Genomic DNA, 19,690 nt, shown 5'->3' on the forward strand with positions numbered 1-19,690 from the left:
CACTACGCCATTGAGGAGATAAAGATGAAACACGTAACAGGCGTCTACACCGCACCTCGCCCGCACTGGGTTGGCGATGGATTCCCGGTTCGTTCGCTGTTCTCTTACCAGTCCCATGCGCAACAGTTAAGCCCGTTCCTGCTTCTGGATTACGCAGGCCCTCACACCTTCGCGCCAGGCACTGAAAAACGCGGCGTTGGAGAACATCCTCACCGGGGGTTCGAAACGGTCACGATCGTTTACAGCGGTGAAGTTGAGCACCGCGATTCAACCGGTCGCGGCGGCATCATCGGCCCAGGTGACGTGCAGTGGATGACGGCGGGCGCGGGCATTCTGCACGAAGAATTTCACTCTCCTGCATTTACTGAACGCGGCGGAGAGCTGGAGATGGTGCAATTGTGGGTGAACTTGCCCGCCAAAGACAAAATGGCCGCTGCGGGCTACCAGAGTATCAGCAGTGAGCTAATTCCCACCGTTGCTTTACCTGGCGAGGCTGGCACGGCGCGGATCATCGCAGGCGACTTCCTGGGAACAAAAGGCCCGGCACACACCTTCTCGCCGCTGAATGTCTGGGATATGCGTTTACAGCGAGGCTGCGACATCACGCTTTCTCAGCCTGCGGGCTGGAGCACCGCGCTGATTGTCCTGAAAGGCAGCATTACGGTAAACGGCACCACGCCGGTCAATGAAGCGCAAATGGCGGTACTCAGCCAACAGGAGGAAGCCTTCCATCTCGACGCCAGCAGCGACGCCACCATCCTGCTGCTGGCGGGGGAACCGTTAAATGAACCGATTGTCGGTTATGGCCCCTTTGTGATGAACACAAAGCAAGAGATCGCTGAAGCTGTTCGCGATTTTAACTCTGGTCGTTTTGGCCAAATCTGAAAACATTGAGGAGAACACCATGTCCAGTCCTGCTAATTTTAATGGTTTGCGTCCGGTTATTGATGTGAATGATTCCGTGATGCTGTTGATCGATCACCAGAGCGGTTTGTTCCAGACCGTAGGCGATATGCCAATGTCAGAGTTGCGCGCACGCGCCGCCGCGCTGGCCAAAATGGCAACCCTGTCGAAAATGCCGGTTATTACCACCGCATCCGTACCGCAGGGTCCTAATGGCCCCCTTATCCCCGAGATCCACGCCAATGCACCGCATGCGCAGTACGTTGCACGTAAAGGCGAAATTAACGCCTGGGATAACGACGAGTTCGTTAAGGCAGTAAAAGCAACGGGCCGTAAAACGCTTATCATCGCAGGCACGATTACCAGCGTGTGCATGGCGTTCCCGGCCATCAGCGCAGTGGCTGAAGGTTACAGGGTATTTGCCGTGATTGATGCTTCGGGCACGTACAGCAAAATGGCGCAAGAAATCACCCTCGCCCGCGTGGTGCAGGCCGGTGTCGTACCGATGGATACGGCGGCGGTCGCTGCTGAACTACAGGGCACCTGGAATCGTGAAGACGCGGGCGAATGGGCTGAAGTGTACACCCACATATTCCCGACCTATCAGCTGCTGATTGAAAGCTACAGCAGGGCGCAGGAAGTGGTGAAGAACAGCGAAAAGCTAGATTCACAGCGCTAATTCATCTCCCCTGCACCACGTCGGGCAGGAAGATGTACACTGCGTAACCAAACGAGAGTGAAAGCGTAAATACTGCTTGACCGTTTTAGCGCAACTCCCTATAGTAGCGCCCCGTTGCCCCCCAAGCGGTCAGGCAGCAATACAATATGGTGAGGTGTCCGAGTGGCTGAAGGAGCACGCCTGGAAAGTGTGTATACGGCAACGTATCGGGGGTTCGAATCCCCCCCTCACCGCCATATTCGAGAAAGAGCTCGTACGAAAGTACGGGCTTTTTTTTCGCATGTTGCACGCACCGGGGGGATGAGAATCCCCGACCGGGGTTCGACAACTGGCGCAGCCAGTTGGACAGACCACGAACGCAGTGAGTGGGCTGCCCGTGAGGGCGAGCAAAGCGAGTCAATCCCCCCCTCACCGCCATATTCGAGAAAGAGCTCGTACGAAAGTACGGGCTTTTTTTTGCCTGGTGCAGGCACCTAATCCGGCCTACGAATGAGCACGTACCGTAGTTCGGATAAGGCGTATACCGCCATCCGACATAAAAACGCATAAAAAAACCGGGCTCAGTGGCCCGGTTCATCAGACGATAAGAAATTAATGCGCGGCTTCTGGTTTGTGCTTTTGCGCACTCTGGAAACCATACGTCAGCTCATTCTTCTCTTTATCCAGGGCAACAGTCACCTGGCCACCGTCCATCAGCGAGCCAAACAGCAACTCGTTAGCCAGCGGTTTTTTCAGGTTGTCCTGCACCACGCGGGTCATTGGACGCGCGCCCATTGCCCGGTCGTAGCCTTTCTCAGCCAGCCAGTCACGCGCTTCCTGGCTAACTTCCAGGGAGACGCCTTTCTGATCCAGCTGAACCTGCAACTCGACAATAAACTTATCAACAACCTGATGAATCACCTCGGTAGACAAGTGATCAAACCAGATAATATTGTCGAGACGGTTACGGAACTCCGGCGTAAAGACTTTCTTGATCTCACCCATCGCATCCGTACTGTTGTCCTGATGAATGAGGCCAATGGATTTACGCTCAGTTTCACGCACGCCGGCGTTGGTGGTCATCACCAGCACCACGTTGCGGAAATCCGCTTTGCGGCCGTTATTATCGGTCAGCGTACCGTTATCCATCACCTGCAACAGCAGGTTAAAGACATCCGGGTGCGCCTTCTCGATCTCATCCAGCAGCAACACGGCATGCGGGTGTTTAATGACCGCATCCGTCAGCAAACCGCCCTGATCGAAACCGACATATCCCGGAGGCGCACCGATCAAACGGCTGACGGTGTGACGCTCCATATACTCGGACATATCAAAGCGCAGCAGTTCAATCCCCAGCGCTTTGGAGAGCTGTACCGTCACCTCGGTTTTCCCCACGCCAGTAGGTCCGGCGAACAGGAATGAACCGACAGGTTTATGCTCGTGACCCAGTCCCGCGCGGCTCATCTTGATGGCTTCGGTCAGCGCCTCAATGGCTTTATCCTGGCCAAAGACCAACATTTTCAGACGGTCGCCGAGATTTCTCAGCGTGTCGCGATCGCTCTGCGAGACGCTCTTCTCAGGGATACGCGCAATTCGCGCCACCACGGATTCAATATCCGCCACGTTGACGGTTTTCTTGCGCTTGCTGACCGGCATCAGACGCGCACGCGCCCCTGCTTCGTCGATCACGTCAATCGCCTTATCCGGCAGATGACGGTCATTGATATATTTCACCGCCAGTTCTACCGCCGCCCGCACCGCTTTCGCGGTATAGCGAACATCATGGTGCGCTTCGTACTTCGGTTTCAGACCGTTAATGATCTGCACGGTCTCTTCCACCGACGGCTCAGTAATATCGATTTTCTGGAAGCGACGCGCCAGAGCACGGTCTTTCTCGAAAATGTTGCTGAATTCCTGATAGGTCGTAGAACCGATCACACGGATCTTGCCGCTGGAGAGCAACGGTTTGATCAGGTTTGCCGCATCCACCTGGCCACCCGATGCCGCTCCCGCACCAATAATGGTGTGGATCTCATCGATGAACAGGATACTGTTGGTATCCTGCTCCAGCTGTTTCAGCAGCGCTTTAAAGCGTTTTTCAAAGTCACCACGATATTTGGTCCCCGCCAGCAGCGAGCCAATATCCAGTGAGTAGAGGGTGCAATCCGCCATCACTTCCGGCACATCGCCCTGGACAATACGCCAGGCCAGACCTTCCGCAATCGCCGTTTTACCGACACCGGATTCACCCACCAGCAGCGGGTTATTCTTACGACGGCGGCACAGAACCTGAATGGCACGCTCCAGCTCTTTCTCACGGCCAATCAGCGGATCGATCCCCCCCACGCGCGCAAGCTGGTTAAGGTTAGTCGTAAAATTCTCCATACGTTCCTCCCCGCCAGCTTGCTCTTCGTTATTCGGTTGGTTGCCTGAATCAGAAGACTGACTCGGCTCATCTTTACGCGTCCCGTGAGAAATAAAGTTCACCACATCAAGACGGCTGACTTCATGCTTACGCAGCAGATAGGCCGCTTGTGATTCCTGTTCGCTGAAAATAGCCACCAGTACGTTAGCGCCGGTAACTTCATTGCGACCGGAGGACTGAACGTGGAAGACGGCGCGTTGCAGCACACGCTGAAAACTCAACGTTGGCTGCGTGTCGCGTTCTTCTTCGCTGGCAGGCAGAACGGGTGTGGTTTGTTCAATGAAGGCTTCGAGTTCCTGACGGAGCGCAACCAGATCCACGGAACACGCTTCCAGCGCTTCGCGGGCTGATGGGTTACTGAGCAACGCCAGTAACAAGTGCTCGACGGTCATAAACTCATGACGGTGCTCGCGCGCTCTGGCGAAAGCCATGTTTAAACTGAGTTCCAGTTCTTGATTGAGCATAGGCACCTCCCCCAATTTTTATGCCTGCATTCAGGCTTTTTCCAGCGTACACAGCAATGGATGCTCGTTCTCCCTGGCATACCTGTTCACCATCGCCACTTTGGTTTCTGCAACCTCGGCGGTAAAGACTCCGCAAATGGCCTTACCCTGGTAGTGAACGGCGAGCATCAATTGAGTTGCACGTTCTACATCATAAGAAAAGAATTTTTGTAACACGTCAATAACAAACTCCATCGGAGTGTAATCATCATTGACTAATATCACTTTATACATAGATGGCGGTTTTAGCGCGTCGCGCAGTTTATCTTCCGCAAGCTGGTCAAAGTCCAGCCAGTCTTTCGTCTTACCCATTGTCAGTCGTCATCTTCGGTTACGGTTACCGGCAGTCATCCTGCCGCTGACAAGAGCCTATGCGCAATCAATCTACCTCAAGTAATAGATAACTATCATCTATCACTGTCATCCGCGACATCTGTCACATTCCCCGGCAATAGCGTTAACTGCTTCAAAATTTTGATTCATTTTTACCCTACCCCCCCCGCCAAATGCTTGACGGCTCGCCTGATTTCTCTAAATTGTACTCTCGAGAGTTGGCGAGGTTTTGAACAGCCTCCGCTCTACCACCGGTTCATTCCATCTTACTTATATAAGATTTACGAAGGATGTCGAAGCATGGAAACGGGTACTGTTAAGTGGTTCAACAATGCCAAAGGGTTTGGTTTCATTTGCCCTGAAGGCGGCGGCGAAGATATTTTCGCCCATTACTCTACCATCCAGATGGATGGCTACAGAACGCTAAAAGCCGGACAATCTGTCCAGTTTGATGTTCACCAGGGGCCAAAAGGCAATCACGCCAGTGTCATCGTGCCTATCATTGAAGCAGAAGCTGTCGCATAGCTCTTCTGTCTCATTGTGTACATCCTGCAGTCAAAATGCCAGCCCCCAGGGCTGGCATTTTTATTTTTGAAGGAATACAACACATTATTCCCTGGCCAGCGCATCGACAGGATCCAGTCGGGCGGCGTTTCGCGCCGGTAACCAACCGAATAAAATCCCGGTAAATGTTGAACACAAAAAAGCGGTAATCAGGGCTATCGGCGAGAAGCCGATTTCCCAACCAGGTAAAAACAGCTGCAGCGTAAATGCGATCAACATCGACAGGCCAATCCCCAAGGCTCCGCCCACCAGACACACCAACACCGCTTCAATTAAGAACTGCTGCAGCACATCACTGGCGCGCGCACCTACCGCCATACGGATACCGATCTCCCGCGTACGTTCCGTCACCGAAACCAGCATAATGTTCATAACGCCTATCCCGCCGACGACCAGCGAGATCACCGCCACCAGGGTCAGAAACAGTTGCAGGGTACGGGTGGTCTTTTCAGCCGTTTTCAGGACGCCATCCATGTTCCAGGCGAAGAAATCCTTTTTACCGTGGCGTAACGTCAACAAACGGGTGAGCTGTTGTTCCGCCTGTGCACTGTCAAAACCTTCTTTCACGCGAACCGTAATCGAATTCAGCCACGATTGCCCCATCACCCGCCCTGACATCGTGCTATACGGCAACCAGACCCTGAGGATCTTACTGCTGCCAAACATCGACTGTTTCTCTTCCGCCACGCCAATCACCGTGGCAGGCATATTGCCGACCAGGATAACTTCGCCCACCACCGTAGTTTTGTTCGGAAATAGCTGACGCCGGGTGTTATTGTCCAGTACCACCACCTGCGCCCGCCCGTTTAACTGTTCACGATTAAAGGTATTTCCTTCACTGAAACTCATCCCGTAAACGTTAAAATAGTCCCCGCTGACGCCATTGGCGCTGGCCGCCACATCGATATTTGCGTAACGTAAGCGTAGATTCTGCGAAACTGCAGGCGTCGCGGAACTGACCCAGGGTTGTTTTTGAATCGCCGTCAAATCGTCGTATTTCAGCGCCTGCTGATACTGGGGATCGTCATCGCCAAAATCTTTGCCGGGATAGATATCGATAGTATTGGTTCCGATAGAACGGATATCCGCCAGCACCAGTTGCTTTGCCGCATCGCCCACCACCACAATCGACACCACCGATGCGATACCGATGATGATCCCCAGCATCGTGAGCAACGTGCGCATTTTGTTGGCCGCCATTGCCAGCCACGCCATGGTCAGCGCCTCACGAAAACCGCTGACAAACTGATTCCAGCCGGAGGCGGTCTTAACGGCAGTTCCGGCAATACTCTCACCGCTAACCGTTTTTTGCGACGGCGGGTTACGCACAATCTCGCCATCGTGAATTTCAATCACCCGTTCTGCCTGCGCCGCGACCAGTGGATCGTGAGTGACGATAATGACCGTATGACCGCGATCGCGCAGTTGATGCAGAATAGCCATCACCTCTTCGCCAGAATGGCTGTCCAGCGCCCCCGTGGGCTCATCCGCAAGGATAACCTGCCCACCGTTCATCAGCGCGCGGGCGATACTGACACGCTGCTGTTGCCCGCCAGAAAGCTGGGAAGGCCGGTAGTCAATACGATCCCCCAGCCCCAGCCGTTGCAATAGCTCCTGAGCGCGGGCTAGTCGCTGTTTACGCTCGGTTCCGGCATAAACCGCAGGCACCTCGACGTTTTGTGTCGCCGTCAGATGTGAGAGCAGATGATAACGCTGAAAAATAAAGCCGAAGTGTTCACGCCGCAACTGCGCCAGCGCGTCTCTGTCGAGGGTAGAAACATCCTGCCCCGCCACCCGATAGGTGCCGCTGGTGGGTTTATCCAGGCACCCCAGAATATTCATCAGCGTGGATTTACCCGAGCCTGAAGCTCCGACAATCGCCACCATTTCACCCGCCTGAATGTGCAACGAGATGCCTTTAAGCACCTCCACCTGCTCCTCGCCAGACGGGTAGCTACGGCGAATATCGTTCAGTTCCAGCAACGCCGTCATTGCGCGGCTCCTGGTTTGCCCTCACCCGTAACGACTTCATCCCCCTCTTCCAGACCTTTGACGATCTCCACATCGGTATCATTACGCGAGCCAATCGATACTTCCCGTTCGCGGGTTTCTCCGTTACGCAGTAGCGTGACTTTGTAGCGATTGTTTCCGATAGGGTCGCCCAGAGCGGAGAGTGGAATGGTCAGAACATTTTTAATGTCGGTAAGCTGAATATGGACCTGAGCCGTCATGTCGAGACGCAAAACGCCATTCGGATTGGGTACTTCAAAACGGGCGTAGTAAAAAATGGCGTCGTTGACTTTTTCAGGCGTCGGCAGAACGTCTTTCAACGCCCCTTCATAGCGTGTCTGAGGGTCACCAAGCACGGTAAACCAGGCCTTTTGCCCCGGTTTCAAATGAATGACATCCGCTTCTGACACCTGCGCTTTCACCAGCATCGTGCTCATATCCGCCAGCGTCAGGATGTTCGGCGCCTGTTGGGCAGCGATCACTGTTTGTCCTTGCAGGGTGGTGATTTGCGTCACTTCCCCCGCCATCGGCGCCACGATACGGGTGTAATCCAGGTTGGTTTTTGCGGTATCCAGAGACGCCTGATTTCGCTTAATTTGCGCGTCAATGGTGCCGATTTGTGCCTGCTTAACGGCCATCTCCGTGGCGGCAGTATCCAGATCCTGCTGCGAGACGGCCTGCGTTTTTGCCAGTTGCTGTTGGCGAGAAAATGTCACCCGCGCCAGTTTCCATTCGGCTTGCGCCTGAAGTCGCTGAGCGTGCAGTTCCATCAGCGTGGCTTCGACTTCTTTAATCTGGTTTTGCGCCTGTTCAGGATCGATAACGCCGAGTAACTGGTCTTTTTTGACTTTATCGCCAATGGCCACCGACAGCGTCTTCAACTGCCCGCTGACCTGCGCCCCGACATCCACTTTACGCAACGCATCCAGTTTGCCGGTGGCGAGTACGCTTTGCTGAAGGTCACCGGGGCGAACAATCAGCGTCTGATAATTAGGCAGCGGCGCATTCAGCGCTCTCCAGACAGCAATCAGCCCCACGATAATGACCACTATCGCAAGCAGATACCGCTTTTTAAGCTTTCCCTTGATGTTCATAAAAATCCTGAATTCCCCGTATATTCCGCCAGAGTGATTGAGCCAACATCAACCAATAATAAACAAGTATTGAAAGGCAATGAGAGTAACAGAGTTATTGATATTTGGTTAAGTATGCTGATGGTGAAATCCATGCGACACCTTTTTATTGGATGGTTGAATATGTCGCAGCTCACCGAAAATGCTTTCTCTCCTTCTCGCCCCATGACGAGCCTGGGGTTATTTTTCAGTCTGACCCGCGGCCTGTGGCGCCCGGGGAAATTCTGGCATCAACGCAGTTTCCGGCGGAAATTTATGTTGCGCTCCCTGCTGATGCCCCGTTTGAGTCGTGAATGGATGACCGAGCTTTCACAGTGGCCGGATCTGAACGTCTTGCTGACGCGACAACCGCGACTCCCGGTCCGCCTTCATCGCCCCTACCTTGCGGCAAATCTGGGCCGCAAACAATTACTGGAAGCATTGCGTTATCATTACGCCCTGCTGCATACGTTCATGACGCCAGAAGAATTAAGCACATATATGAACACGCCCGGGTTACAGCTGGCGCAACTGGAAGGTAAAAATGGGGAAATCTTCACTCTTGAACTGACCATGATGGTCTCCCTCGATAAAGAGGGTGACAGCACCATACTCGTGCGTAACGGTGACGGGGAAACGCTGGCGGAAATGACCTTCACCCTGTGTGAATATCAGGGCAAACGGACCCTGTTTATCGGCGGGTTACAGGGCGGTAAGCGCGAGCTCCCCCATGAAGCTATTCAAAGCGCGACCAAATCCTGTCACGGTTTATTTCCCAAACGTCTGGTCATGGAGGCCGTATGCCGATTCGCCGAACGTTTGCAGGTCAAACAAATTCTTGCTGTCAGCAATGAGACGCACATTTACCGTAGCCTGCGCTATCGGGATAAAGATGACAAAATCCACGCCGACTACAGCGCCTTTTGGGCGGCCTGTGGGGGGGAGTGCGATGAAAATGGCTATTACCACCTTCCCTGCACGCTCACGCGCAAGGACATATCGGAAATCGCCAGCAAGAAACGCGCTGAATACCGTCGTCGCTATCAGATGCTGGACGCTATTCAGGCGCAAATGTCAGATTTGTTCCGCCGTTAATCGGCCCGGCCACGCGCCAGCCAGAGCACGCGTGAGAACATCTTTCTGAACAGGGTCGGCACCGCATCAACGCCGCGCCGACCCGCTTCCATGGCAACTTCAATGGCAAGGTCCGGTTTCGATGAGCGATGGATCGCTTTAGAAATAATCTTGCGCATGTTCATCGGAATATTTTCCGGGATCTGCGCCACCCGGTGAAAGACGTCTGAAAATCCCTGCCGGTACATAAAATGTTCCATATCCAGCGCAGGTAATACGGTGAGATGCTCACGCTCCGCTTCCCGGTCGTTATCAAGCAAGCTGCGCACCGTGGCGGCATATTTTTTCCCCGCTTCATCGCCGTCGACCAGCACATGCCACTCAATCCCCATCCGTCGGGCGAATTTCACCAGCGGTTTTAAACCCGACTGGGCAAACTCAATCACTTTAATCCCTTCAGCGTCAAAGTGATGCCCGCATTGACGCGCCAGTTCGTTGATAACCCAGGTTTCGGTTTCACCCTCGACCAGTAACCAGCAGCGCGCAAATAAAGAAGAGGCGCGGTTGAAACGAATATGAAACGCAATGCGCCGTCCATCTTCCGCACTCAACCCACCGGGTCCCAACCGCCACGCCGCCACGCGCGAGGATTCACGCACCAGGCGAACAACATGTTCCACCGGAGTGAGCGACAACAACTCACCAGAGTTAGTCGTGGCCACACGTTGCAGCGGCAGCAGATTCAACAGTTGCCAGGCCACCGACAGCATAATGGGATGTAACCGCGTTTCCGGGTCTTCTACCAGCAACAGAGGCCGTGCATCTTTATCTAACCTCAGGGAGCCTTTTGCCTGTAATAACGTCGAAAACAGCCCCAGCAGAATCACCCGATGGGTACGCCCGCCGGGTTTGTCGATCATTCGGTTGATGATGTCCAGATACCGCCAGCTTCGCTGTTCGTTATTCGAACGTCGACGCATGAGCCGATAGCGTGATTGCCCGGCGCCTTGCTCAGAGAAGTAATGTTCCAGCAATTGCACCATCGCCGACAGCCCCTGACGTATCTGGCTGTCGGTCAGATTCTGGGGACGCATCGCCAGTTCCCGGGCCAGAAAATCCAGTTGCCTGGCGGTCACTTCCACATCGGGCATATCGGGCACCGTACCGTTACGGATCCGGCGCATAAAACGCGCATCGCGCAGGCGCAGTACCGGCATCAGGCGAATAAGATGCCGGGCCTGGTCGTTAATATCGTCAACGGGTAATGGATGTCCGTCGCCATCAAGGAAACTGCGCAATGTCATGACAGTGTCGTCTTCGGCGCATTCGCCTTCCAGACGATAAAAAATGCGGTGATAGTCGTCGCGACACAGCGTCCAGCAGTCGGCCAGCGGGCGATAACGACGCACCCGGTGGCGGCCAGGTTGCGATTCACGAAACGTGAGAATGATATGCAGATGGTGTTCCCGATCCTGGATATCGCCGGGAGGAAACCAGAAATCCTCACGGACAAAATGATAAAGATCGGATTCCGGCGACAGCAACAGGGTCAGCGCGTCCAGCAAACTGGATTTACCCCAGGCGTTCTCCCCAATCAGTACGTTGTTTTGCTCCAGCATCAACGACAGTCGATTGATCCCGCGAAAACCTACAATCTCAACGCGTTCGAGAATCATGCTTCCTCCAGAAAAGAGTCACTATTCCATTAAGCTATCCGCAGTATAACGGTAAAATCTCACGGCTGATGTGATGTCCGCACGGTCACAACAGGCAACGGATTGAATAATGAACGCGTCATACAGCGTGTCCCGCCCAGATACATTTCAAGAATAAGAGAATAATATAATAGTTAACTTAATGAATTATATCATTTTTCAATAAAACCACCTTCAGGTGAAAATGCACTACACTGTTTCTATGGAAAATTGGCTCAAGGAATAACTGCACATTGCCCTAAATCAAATTTCGTAGATTTATTTAACTGGTGATTGGGTGGCGTTCGTTTTTAAAATACCGGTTCATGCATTCTATCGTCACCCTTTTATGGCGATAAATACGGTTGGCATGAGAAATCATGACCAATTTTTTAAATTGAGGTGGATATGTTCAGAAAATTAGCGGCCGAATGTTTTGGTACATTCTGGCTTGTTTTTGGTGGTTGCGGGAGTGCCGTTCTGGCAGCAGCGTTTCCTGAATTAGGTATTGGATTTGCTGGCGTTGCGCTGGCATTTGGTCTGACCGTTTTAACCATGGCATTTGCTGTTGGTCATATTTCTGGTGGTCATTTTAACCCGGCAGTCACGTTAGGTTTATGGGCCGGCGGTCGTTTCCCGGCAAAAGACGTTATTGGTTATATTATCGCTCAGGTCGTCGGCGGCATTATTGCTGCGGCAGTGCTTTATCTTATTGCCAGCGGTAAAGCTGGCTTTGATGCGACCGCCAGTGGATTTGCATCAAATGGCTACGGTGAGCATTCGCCAGGCGGTTACTCGATGCTTTCCGCCATTGTCATTGAAATTGTCCTGACCGCCGGTTTCTTATTAGTGATTCACGGTGCAACCGATAAAAACGCGCCAGCGGGCTTTGCCCCTATTGCGATTGGTCTTGCACTTACCCTGATTCACTTAATCAGTATTCCGGTGACCAATACGTCCGTTAACCCGGCGCGTAGCACCGCCGTTGCCCTCTTCCAGGGCGGTTGGGCGCTGGAACAGCTGTGGTTGTTCTGGGTGATGCCAATCATCGGCGGCATCCTCGGTGGTCTTATCTACCGCACGCTGCTGGAAAAACGCGACGCGGATACTGATAATGCACGCGCTGCGGTGTCAGATAGCAATTAGCGTATCTGACCAACAGGTCCGCGAGCTGCATAAAAATGTAAGCCGGGTAAGGCGTAACCGCCACCCGGCTTTTATTTTGCTCTTTGACTGCACAGCCGGAATTGGGTAGTGTCACTGGCGCTAAACAGATACTCATTAAAGGACCCGGCTGTTCATGTTTTCAGGACTCTTAATCATTCTGCTCCCGCTGATGGTGGGCTACCTCGTTCCCCTTCGGCATAAACCTGCATTAATCCTGATCAATCGCTTGTTGAGCTGGATGGTTTATCTCATCCTTTTCTTTATGGGTATTAGTCTGGCGTTTCTGGATAACCTCGCCAGTAATCTGCTCTCTATTTTTTATTACTCTGCCGTCAGTATTACCGTTATTTTGCTGTGTAATATTGCTGCATTACTGTGGCTGGAACGCTCAATACCCTGGCGGCACAACCACCAGCAGGAAAAACTGCCGTCGCGTATTGCTATGGCGCTGGAGTCGCTTAAATTATGCGGCGTCGTGGTGCTCGGTTTTGCGCTTGGACTCAGCGGGTTGGCTTTTTTACAACACGCGACTGAAGCCAGCGAATATACGCTGATCTTTTTATTGTTCCTGGTGGGGATTCAATTACGCAACAGCGGCATGACCCTGAAACAAATTGTGCTGAATCGCCGGGGAATGATTGTCGCGGTCGTGGTGGTTGCCAGCTCCCTGGTGGGCGGCCTGATCAATGCGTTTATTCTCGACCTGCCTCTCAACACCGCGCTGGCAATGGCGTCCGGTTTCGGCTGGTATTCCCTTTCGGGTATCCTGCTCACCGAATCCTTCGGACCGGTCATCGGCAGTTCCGCCTTCTTTAACGATCTGGCGCGAGAGCTGGTAGCCATCATGCTGATCCCCGGTTTAGTCCGTCGTAGCCGTTCTACCGCCTTAGGCTTGTGCGGCGCCACGTCGATGGATTTTACCCTGCCCGTGCTACAGCGCACAGGCGGCCTGGAGATGGTCCCTGCCGCGATTGTTCACGGTTTTATACTGAGTCTGCTGGTGCCCATCCTGATGGCGTTTTTCTCCGCCTGATACCTCCCTGGCGGTAGAGCGCTACCGCCAAAATTGCGCTAAATCAATCTCCCTGCAAGTTGTATCAGAAATCCCTTTTATCCCTTCACGCACAGGCATAATCTTAAAGATGTATATTAAATATAACTTTAAAGGTGTGACCATGTTTTGTGTGCAATGTGAACAAACCATCCGTACTCCGGCAGGAAACGGCTGCTCTTACGCGCAGGGTATGTGCGGTAAAACGGCTGAAACCTCCGATCTGCAGGATCTGCTGATTGCCTCCCTACAAGGTCTGTCTGCATGGGCCGTCAAAGCCCGTGAATACGGCATCATCGACCACGAAATTGATAACTTTGCGCCGCGTGCGTTTTTCTCCACGCTGACCAACGTTAACTTCGATTCACCCCGCATTGTCGGCTACGCCCGCGAAGCCATCGCGATGCGTGAAGCGCTGAAAGCGCAGTGTCTGAACATCGATGCCAACGCCACCGTCAACAACCCGATGGCTGACCTGCAAATGGCGAGCGACGATCTGGGCGCGCTGCAACGTCAGGCCGCTGAATTTACCCCGAATAAAGACAAAGCCACCATTGGCGAGAACATTCTCGGCCTGCGTCTGCTTTGCCTGTACGGCCTGAAAGGTGCCGCTGCTTATATGGAGCACGCGCACGTACTCGGTCAGTACGACAACGATATCTACGCGCAGTACCACAAAATCATGGCGTGGCTGGGCACCTGGCCTTCCGATATGAACGCTCTGCTGGGGTGCTCAATGGAAATCGGTCAGATGAACTTCAAAGTGATGAGCATTCTGGATACCGGTGAAACCACCAAATACGGTCACCCAACACCGACTCAGGTCAACGTTAAAGCCACCGAAGGCAAATGCATTCTGATCTCCGGTCACGACCTGAAAGATCTCTACAACCTGCTGGAGCAAACCGAAGGTACCGGCGTTAACGTCTACACCCACGGCGAAATGCTGCCCGCGCACGGTTACCCGGAACTGCGTAAATTCAAACATCTGATCGGTAACTACGGCAGCGGCTGGCAGAACCAGCAGGTTGAATTCGCCCGCTTCCCTGGCCCTATCGTGATGACCTCTAACTGCATCATCGACCCAACCGTTGGCGCGTATGACGACCGTATCTGGACCCGCAGCATCGTCGGTTGGCCGGGCGTTAGCCATCTCGAAGGTGACAACTTCGGTCCGGTTATCGCTCAGGCGCAGCAGATGGCAGGCTTCCCGTACAGCGAAATCCCACACCTGATCACCGTCGGTTTCGGTCGTCAGACGCTGCTGGGCGCTGCGGATACGCTTATCGATCTGGTGAGCCGTGAAAAACTGCGCCACATCTTCCTGGTCGGCGGCTGCGACGGCGCACGCGGCGAACGTAACTACTTCACCGATTTCGCCACCAGCGTACCGGACGACTGTCTGATCCTGACCCTGGCCTGTGGCAAATACCGCTTCAACAAACTGGACTTCGGCGATATCGAAGGTCTGCCGCGTCTGGTTGATGCAGGTCAGTGTAATGACGCTTACTCCGCCATTATTCTGGCGGTCACGCTGGCGGAAAAACTGGGCTGTGGCGTGAACGATCTGCCGCTGTCTCTGGTGCTTTCCTGGTTCGAACAGAAAGCGATTGTGATCCTGCTGACCCTGCTGTCATTGGGTGTGAAAAACATCGTCACCGGCCCTACAGCGCCAGGTTTCTTCACCCCGGATCTGCTGGCCGTACTCAACGAGAAATTTGGTCTGCGTTCCGTCACCACCGTTGAAGAAGATATGAAGCAACTGCTGAGCGCGTAAGGAGTTACATCATGACAATGCCAACCCATCAGTGCCCATGGCGGATGCAGGTTCATCACATTCATCAGGAAACCCCGGATGTATGGACGATTTCGTTGCTGTGCCACGACTATTATCCGTACCGTGCCGGGCAGTATGCGCTGGTCAGCGTACGCAACTCGGCAGAGACACTGCGTGCTTACACCCTCTCTTCCACGCCGGGCGTCAGTGAGTACATTACGCTGACCGTTCGCCGTATTGATGACGGTGCGGGCTCACAGTGGTTAACCCGTGATGTCAAACGCGGCGACTATCTCTGGCTCTCCGATGCAATGGGCGACTTTACCTGCGAAGATAAAGCCGAAGAGAAATTCCTGATGCTGGCGGCGGGCTGCGGCGTGACGCCGATCATGTCGATGCGCCGTTGGTTGGCAACGTATCGCCCGCAGGCCGATGTGCAGGTTATCTATAACGTGCGCTCGCCGCAGGATGTCATTTTTGCGCAGGAGTGGCGTCAGTATCCGGTGACGCTGGTCGCTGAAAACGATGCCACCGACGGTTTTGTGTCAGGCCGACTGACCACAGAACTGCTGCAACGTGTTCCTGACCTGACGTCTCGTACCGTTATGACCTGCGGTCCGGCGCCATATATGGATCTGGTCGAGCAGGAAGTGAAAGCGCTCGGCGTAACGCGCTTCTTTAAAGAGAAGTTCTTCACGCCTGTCGCCGAAGCCGCAACCGAAGGTCTGAAGTTCACCAAGCTGCAGCCCGCGAAAGCATTTTATGCGCCGGTCGGCACCACGCTGCTGGAAGCGATGGAAAGCAATAACGTGCCGCTCACCGTCGCCTGCCGTGCCGGTGTATGCGGTTGCTGTAAAACCAAAGTGGTGGATGGTAACTACACGGTCACCAGCACCATGACGCTGACCGATGCAGAGATCGCCGAAGGGTATGTGCTGGCGTGTTCCTGCCATCCACAGGGCGATTTAGTGCTCGCCTGATAATCCATTGTCGGATGGCGCTGATCCGGCCTACAACAACATTTGTAGGCCGGATCAGGCGTTTACGCCGCCATCCGGCAATTATTCACCTTAACGCCACGCCGAATTTCCGGCAACCGAAAACCGTCCCGCGCCGAGAAACGCCACCGCCAGCGCACCGATAAAGAAATACACCAGACTTTCAATCGCCCATGCTCCGGTTTTATCCAGCGCCCAGGTTTCATTGATCCCGACCATCAGCCACGCCACAATCATTGTAAACGCCAGCACCAGCGCCGCCGGACGCGTCAGAATACCGAGAATAATCAGGCAAGGCGCAATCACTTCACCCAGCAGAACGCCATAGGCGATAAAGCCCGGAAGCCCTTTTGCAATCAGCATCCCGCTAATGCCATCAATACCGGCAAACAGCTTATGCAGCCCATGAAACAACATCAGCCCCCCGACAGCCAGGCGTAATAAAAACTTGCCAAAATCCTCGTGCGTCAGCATCCGATTCACTGCACTTAACAATGTTGCAACCATTTGAATTTACTCCTTGTTCTGTCCTTTATCGTCCCAAGCTACGCGTTACCCCCGTTGAAAGTAACCTGCCGAAAATAAGGGGGTGTCACGCAGCGTAATCATTATATTCATCTAAACTTGTAACCGGTATCACATTTAAGGAGATGGAAAACCATGAAACAAACCGTTGCTGCTTTTATTGCCAAAACTCTTGAACAGGCTGGCGTGAAACGTATCTGGGGTGTGACGGGCGATTCGCTGAACGGCCTGAGCGACAGCCTCAATCGCATGGGAACGATTGAATGGATGTCGACCCGCCATGAGGAGGTGGCGGCCTTTGCCGCTGGTGCGGAAGCGCAGCTTACTGGCGAACTGGCGGTGTGCGCGGGCTCCTGTGGACCGGGCAACCTGCACCTGATTAACGGCCTGTTCGATTGTCATCGCAATCACGTTCCGGTACTGGCCATTGCCGCCCATATCCCCTCCAGCGAAATAGGGAGCGGTTATTTCCAGGAGACCCACCCGCAAGAGTTGTTCCGTGAATGTAGCCACTATTGCGAGCTGGTTTCCAGTCCAGAACAGATCCCACAGGTTCTGGCGATTGCGATGCGTAAGGCGGTGCTGAATCGCGGCGTTTCGGTTGTCGTGCTGCCGGGCGACGTCGCCCTGAAACCTGCGCCAGAGGGTGCCAGTACGCACTGGTACCACGCGCCGCACCCCGTTGTTACACCCACCGCCGAAGAGCTCAAAAAACTGGCGCAGCTGTTACGCTATTCCAGCAATATCGCGCTGATGTGCGGCAGCGGTTGCGCGGGCGCGCATAAAGAGCTGGTCGAGTTTGCCGCCAAAATCAAAGCCCCAATTGTTCACGCCCTGCGCGGGAAAGAACATGTCGAATACGACAACCCCTACGATGTAGGCATGACGGGGCTAATCGGTTTTTCTTCCGGGTTTCATACCATGATGAATGCCGACACGCTGATCCTGCTCGGCACCCAGTTCCCCTATCGCGCCTTCTATCCCACTGACGCCAAAATTATTCAGGTAGATATCAACCCCGCCAGCATCGGCGCCCACAGCAAGGTCGATATGGCGCTGGTTGGCGATATCAAATCGACGCTCAGCGCGCTGCTGCCGCTGGTGGAAGAAAAAACCGATCGCGCCTTCCTCGATAACGCGCTGGAGCACTATCGCAACGCGCGTAAAGGGCTGGACGACCTGGCAAAACCGAGTGACAAAGCCATTCATCCGCAGTATCTGGCGCAGCAAATCAGCCATTTCGCCGCCGATGACGCCATCTTCACCTGCGATGTCGGCACGCCAACCGTCTGGGCGGCGCGCTACCTGAAAATGAACGGCAAACGCCGCCTGCTCGGATCGTTTAACCACGGTTCAATGGCCAATGCGATGCCGCAGGCGCTGGGCGCACAGGCGACCGCGCCGGGGCATCAGGTGGTGGCGATGTGCGGCGACGGCGGCTTCAGTATGCTGATGGGTGATTTTCTCTCTGTTGTGCAGATGAAACTGCCGGTGAAAATTGTCGTCTTCAACAACAGCGTACTGGGATTTGTGGCGATGGAAATGAAAGCAGGCGGCTATCTTACTGACGGCACCGAACTGCACGACACCAACTTTGCGCGCATCGCCGAAGCCTGCGGCATTCCCGGTATTCGCGTGGAAAAAGCCGCTGACGTTGATGAAGCCCTGCAAAGGGCGATGTCCATCGACGGTCCGGTACTGGTCGACGTGGTTGTCGCGAAAGAAGAGTTGGCCATTCCACCGCAAATTAAACTGGAGCAGGCCAAAGGTTTTAGTCTGTACATGCTGCGCGCGATCATCAGCGGACGCGGCGACGAAGTGATCGAACTGGCAAAAACCAACTGGCTCAGGTAAAACAATGCACATCGCCATTTAAACAATAGGGATGTGCAATGATCGATTTACGCAGTGATACCGTTACCCGTCCGAGTCGCGCCATGCTTGAAGAGATGATGGCCGCTCCGGTCGGGGACGATGTGTATGGAGATGACCCCACCGTTAACGCGTTGCAACAGTACGCCGCCGAGCTTTCCGGCAAAGAAGCAGCGCTCTTTTTACCTACCGGCACCCAGGCCAATCTGGTAGCGCTGCTGAGCCACTGTGAGCGCGGCGAAGAGTATATCGCCGGTCAGGGAGCACATAATTATCTGTATGAGGCCGGTGGCGCCGCGGTGCTGGGTAGCATTCAACCTCAGCCTATCGATGCCGCCTCCGACGGTACGCTACCGCTGGATAAAGTAGCGGCAAAGATCAAAGCGGACGATATCCATTTTGCCCGTACCCGCCTGCTCAGCCTTGAAAACACCCACAACGGGAAAGTGCTGCCGCGCGAGTATCTGAAAGAGGCGTGGACGTTCACCCGCGAGCGCGGTCTGGCGCTGCACGTTGACGGCGCGCGTATTTTCAACGCGGTGGTCGCTTATGGCTGCGAGCTCAAAGAGATCACGCAGTATTGTGATTCATTCACCATCTGTCTGTCGAAAGGTCTGGGGACGCCGGTAGGCTCTTTATTGGTCGGCAGCCATGACTATATTAAACGCGCAACCCGCTGGCGTAAGATGACCGGCGGCGGCATGCGCCAGGCTGGAATTCTGGCAGCCGCCGGGCTGTATGCTCTGAAAAATAACGTCGCACGTTTACAGGACGATCACGACAATGCCGCCTGGATGGCAGAGCAACTGCGTGAAGCCGGGGCTGATGTAATGCGCCACGACACCAACATGCTGTTCGTCCGCGTTGGCGAAGAGAATGCCGCCGCATTAGGCGAGCATATGCGCGCGCACGACGTGCTGATCAACGCCTCGCCGATTGTGCGTCTGGTCACGCATCTGGACGTATCGCGCGAGCAGCTTGCCGACGTTGTCGCCCACTGGCGCGCTTTTTTACATCGCTAAGG

The 19,690-nt window shown here is 54.1% G+C and carries 16 protein-coding genes and 1 tRNA gene; 11 read left to right on the forward strand and 6 right to left on the reverse strand.

All coding sequences use genetic code 11. The annotated features are described in order from the left end of the window. Window positions 1–24: 24 nt before the first annotated feature. From P2W74_RS15090 to P2W74_RS15100, 3 genes are all read left to right on the forward strand, one after another. On the forward strand, window positions 25–885 hold the full coding sequence (locus tag P2W74_RS15090) for a pirin family protein (RefSeq protein WP_276292243.1): 861 nt from the start codon (window positions 25–27) through the stop codon (window positions 883–885). A gap of 19 nt (window positions 886–904) precedes the next feature. After that, the gene (locus P2W74_RS15095; protein WP_276292244.1) at window positions 905–1,582 is read left to right on the forward strand and encodes an isochorismatase family protein; all 678 of its coding nucleotides are present in this window, start codon (window positions 905–907) and stop codon (window positions 1,580–1,582) included. Between the two features lie 148 nt (window positions 1,583–1,730). Then, window positions 1,731–1,818, forward strand: a tRNA-Ser gene (locus P2W74_RS15100). Between the two features lie 355 nt (window positions 1,819–2,173). Here P2W74_RS15100 and clpA read toward each other — a convergent pair. Together clpA and clpS are read right to left on the reverse strand one after the other, a co-directional pair. Continuing rightward, a complete protein-coding gene (clpA, locus tag P2W74_RS15105) occupies window positions 2,174–4,450 on the reverse strand; it encodes an ATP-dependent Clp protease ATP-binding subunit ClpA (protein WP_276292245.1) in 2,277 nt (758 codons plus the stop codon). A gap of 30 nt (window positions 4,451–4,480) precedes the next feature. Next, window positions 4,481–4,801 carry an ATP-dependent Clp protease adapter ClpS gene (gene clpS / locus P2W74_RS15110; protein WP_276292246.1) on the reverse strand — a complete coding sequence of 107 codons (321 nt, stop codon included), beginning with the start codon at window positions 4,799–4,801 and terminating at the stop codon, window positions 4,481–4,483. 321 nt (window positions 4,802–5,122) lie between these two features. On the opposite strand from clpS, the gene cspD reads away from it, so the two are divergent. Continuing rightward, a complete protein-coding gene (gene cspD, locus P2W74_RS15115; RefSeq protein ID WP_162379603.1) occupies window positions 5,123–5,347 on the forward strand; it encodes a cold shock-like protein CspD in 225 nt (74 codons plus the stop codon). A gap of 84 nt (window positions 5,348–5,431) precedes the next feature. Here cspD and macB read toward each other — a convergent pair whose 3' ends face one another. Continuing rightward, on the reverse strand, window positions 5,432–7,378 hold the full coding sequence (gene macB, locus P2W74_RS15120; protein ID WP_276292247.1) for a macrolide ABC transporter ATP-binding protein/permease MacB: 1,947 nt from the start codon (window positions 7,376–7,378) through the stop codon (window positions 5,432–5,434). Next, window positions 7,375–8,490, reverse strand: a complete 1,116-nt coding sequence (macA, locus tag P2W74_RS15125; protein WP_276292248.1) for a macrolide transporter subunit MacA — start codon at window positions 8,488–8,490, stop codon at window positions 7,375–7,377. Before macA ends, macB begins: the two co-directional genes overlap by 4 nt. 162 nt (window positions 8,491–8,652) lie before the next feature. Here macA and P2W74_RS15130 point away from each other — a divergent pair, with 162 nt between their 5' ends. Continuing rightward, window positions 8,653–9,603, forward strand: coding sequence for a VirK/YbjX family protein (locus tag P2W74_RS15130; RefSeq protein ID WP_276295201.1), 951 nt, complete (start codon window positions 8,653–8,655; stop codon window positions 9,601–9,603). On the opposite strand, the gene P2W74_RS15135 is transcribed toward P2W74_RS15130, so the two are convergent. After that, window positions 9,600–11,258, reverse strand: a complete 1,659-nt coding sequence (locus P2W74_RS15135) for an ATP-dependent endonuclease (protein ID WP_276292249.1) — start codon at window positions 11,256–11,258, stop codon at window positions 9,600–9,602. The two genes, P2W74_RS15130 and P2W74_RS15135, sit on opposite strands and share 4 nt — an antisense overlap. Before the next feature lie 426 nt (window positions 11,259–11,684). On the opposite strand from P2W74_RS15135, the gene aqpZ reads away from it, so the two are divergent. The 4 genes from aqpZ to hcr all read left to right on the forward strand — a co-directional run bounded on the left by aqpZ (window position 11,685) and on the right by hcr (window position 16,251). After that, on the forward strand, window positions 11,685–12,422 hold the full coding sequence (gene aqpZ / locus P2W74_RS15140) for an aquaporin Z (protein ID WP_276292250.1): 738 nt from the start codon (window positions 11,685–11,687) through the stop codon (window positions 12,420–12,422). 154 nt (window positions 12,423–12,576) lie between these two features. Further along, window positions 12,577–13,476, forward strand: a complete 900-nt coding sequence (locus P2W74_RS15145; RefSeq protein ID WP_276292251.1) for a LysO family transporter — start codon at window positions 12,577–12,579, stop codon at window positions 13,474–13,476. Between the two features lie 142 nt (window positions 13,477–13,618). Further along, window positions 13,619–15,271: a hydroxylamine reductase gene (gene hcp / locus P2W74_RS15150; RefSeq protein WP_276292252.1), complete on the forward strand. Its 1,653-nt coding sequence runs from the start codon at window positions 13,619–13,621 to the stop codon at window positions 15,269–15,271. Window positions 15,272–15,282: 11 nt separating this feature from the next. Then, window positions 15,283–16,251, forward strand: coding sequence for an NADH oxidoreductase (hcr, locus tag P2W74_RS15155; protein WP_276292253.1), 969 nt, complete (start codon window positions 15,283–15,285; stop codon window positions 16,249–16,251). 90 nt (window positions 16,252–16,341) lie between these two features. Here hcr and P2W74_RS15160 read toward each other — a convergent pair whose 3' ends face one another. After that, a complete protein-coding gene (locus P2W74_RS15160; protein ID WP_276292254.1) occupies window positions 16,342–16,776 on the reverse strand; it encodes a DoxX family protein in 435 nt (144 codons plus the stop codon). Window positions 16,777–16,929: 153 nt separating this feature from the next. Here P2W74_RS15160 and poxB point away from each other — a divergent pair, with 153 nt between their 5' ends. Further along, window positions 16,930–18,648, forward strand: a complete 1,719-nt coding sequence (gene poxB, locus P2W74_RS15165) for a ubiquinone-dependent pyruvate dehydrogenase (RefSeq protein WP_276292255.1) — start codon at window positions 16,930–16,932, stop codon at window positions 18,646–18,648. Window positions 18,649–18,686: 38 nt separating this feature from the next. Beyond that, window positions 18,687–19,688 carry a low-specificity L-threonine aldolase gene (gene ltaE, locus P2W74_RS15170; RefSeq protein ID WP_203358319.1) on the forward strand — a complete coding sequence of 334 codons (1,002 nt, stop codon included), beginning with the start codon at window positions 18,687–18,689 and terminating at the stop codon, window positions 19,686–19,688. The last annotated feature ends 2 nt before the right edge of the window (window positions 19,689–19,690 follow it).

The sequence above is a fragment of the Citrobacter enshiensis genome (genome assembly GCF_029338175.1).
In the GTDB taxonomy this organism is placed as follows: Bacteria; Pseudomonadota; Gammaproteobacteria; order Enterobacterales; family Enterobacteriaceae; genus Citrobacter_D; species Citrobacter_D enshiensis.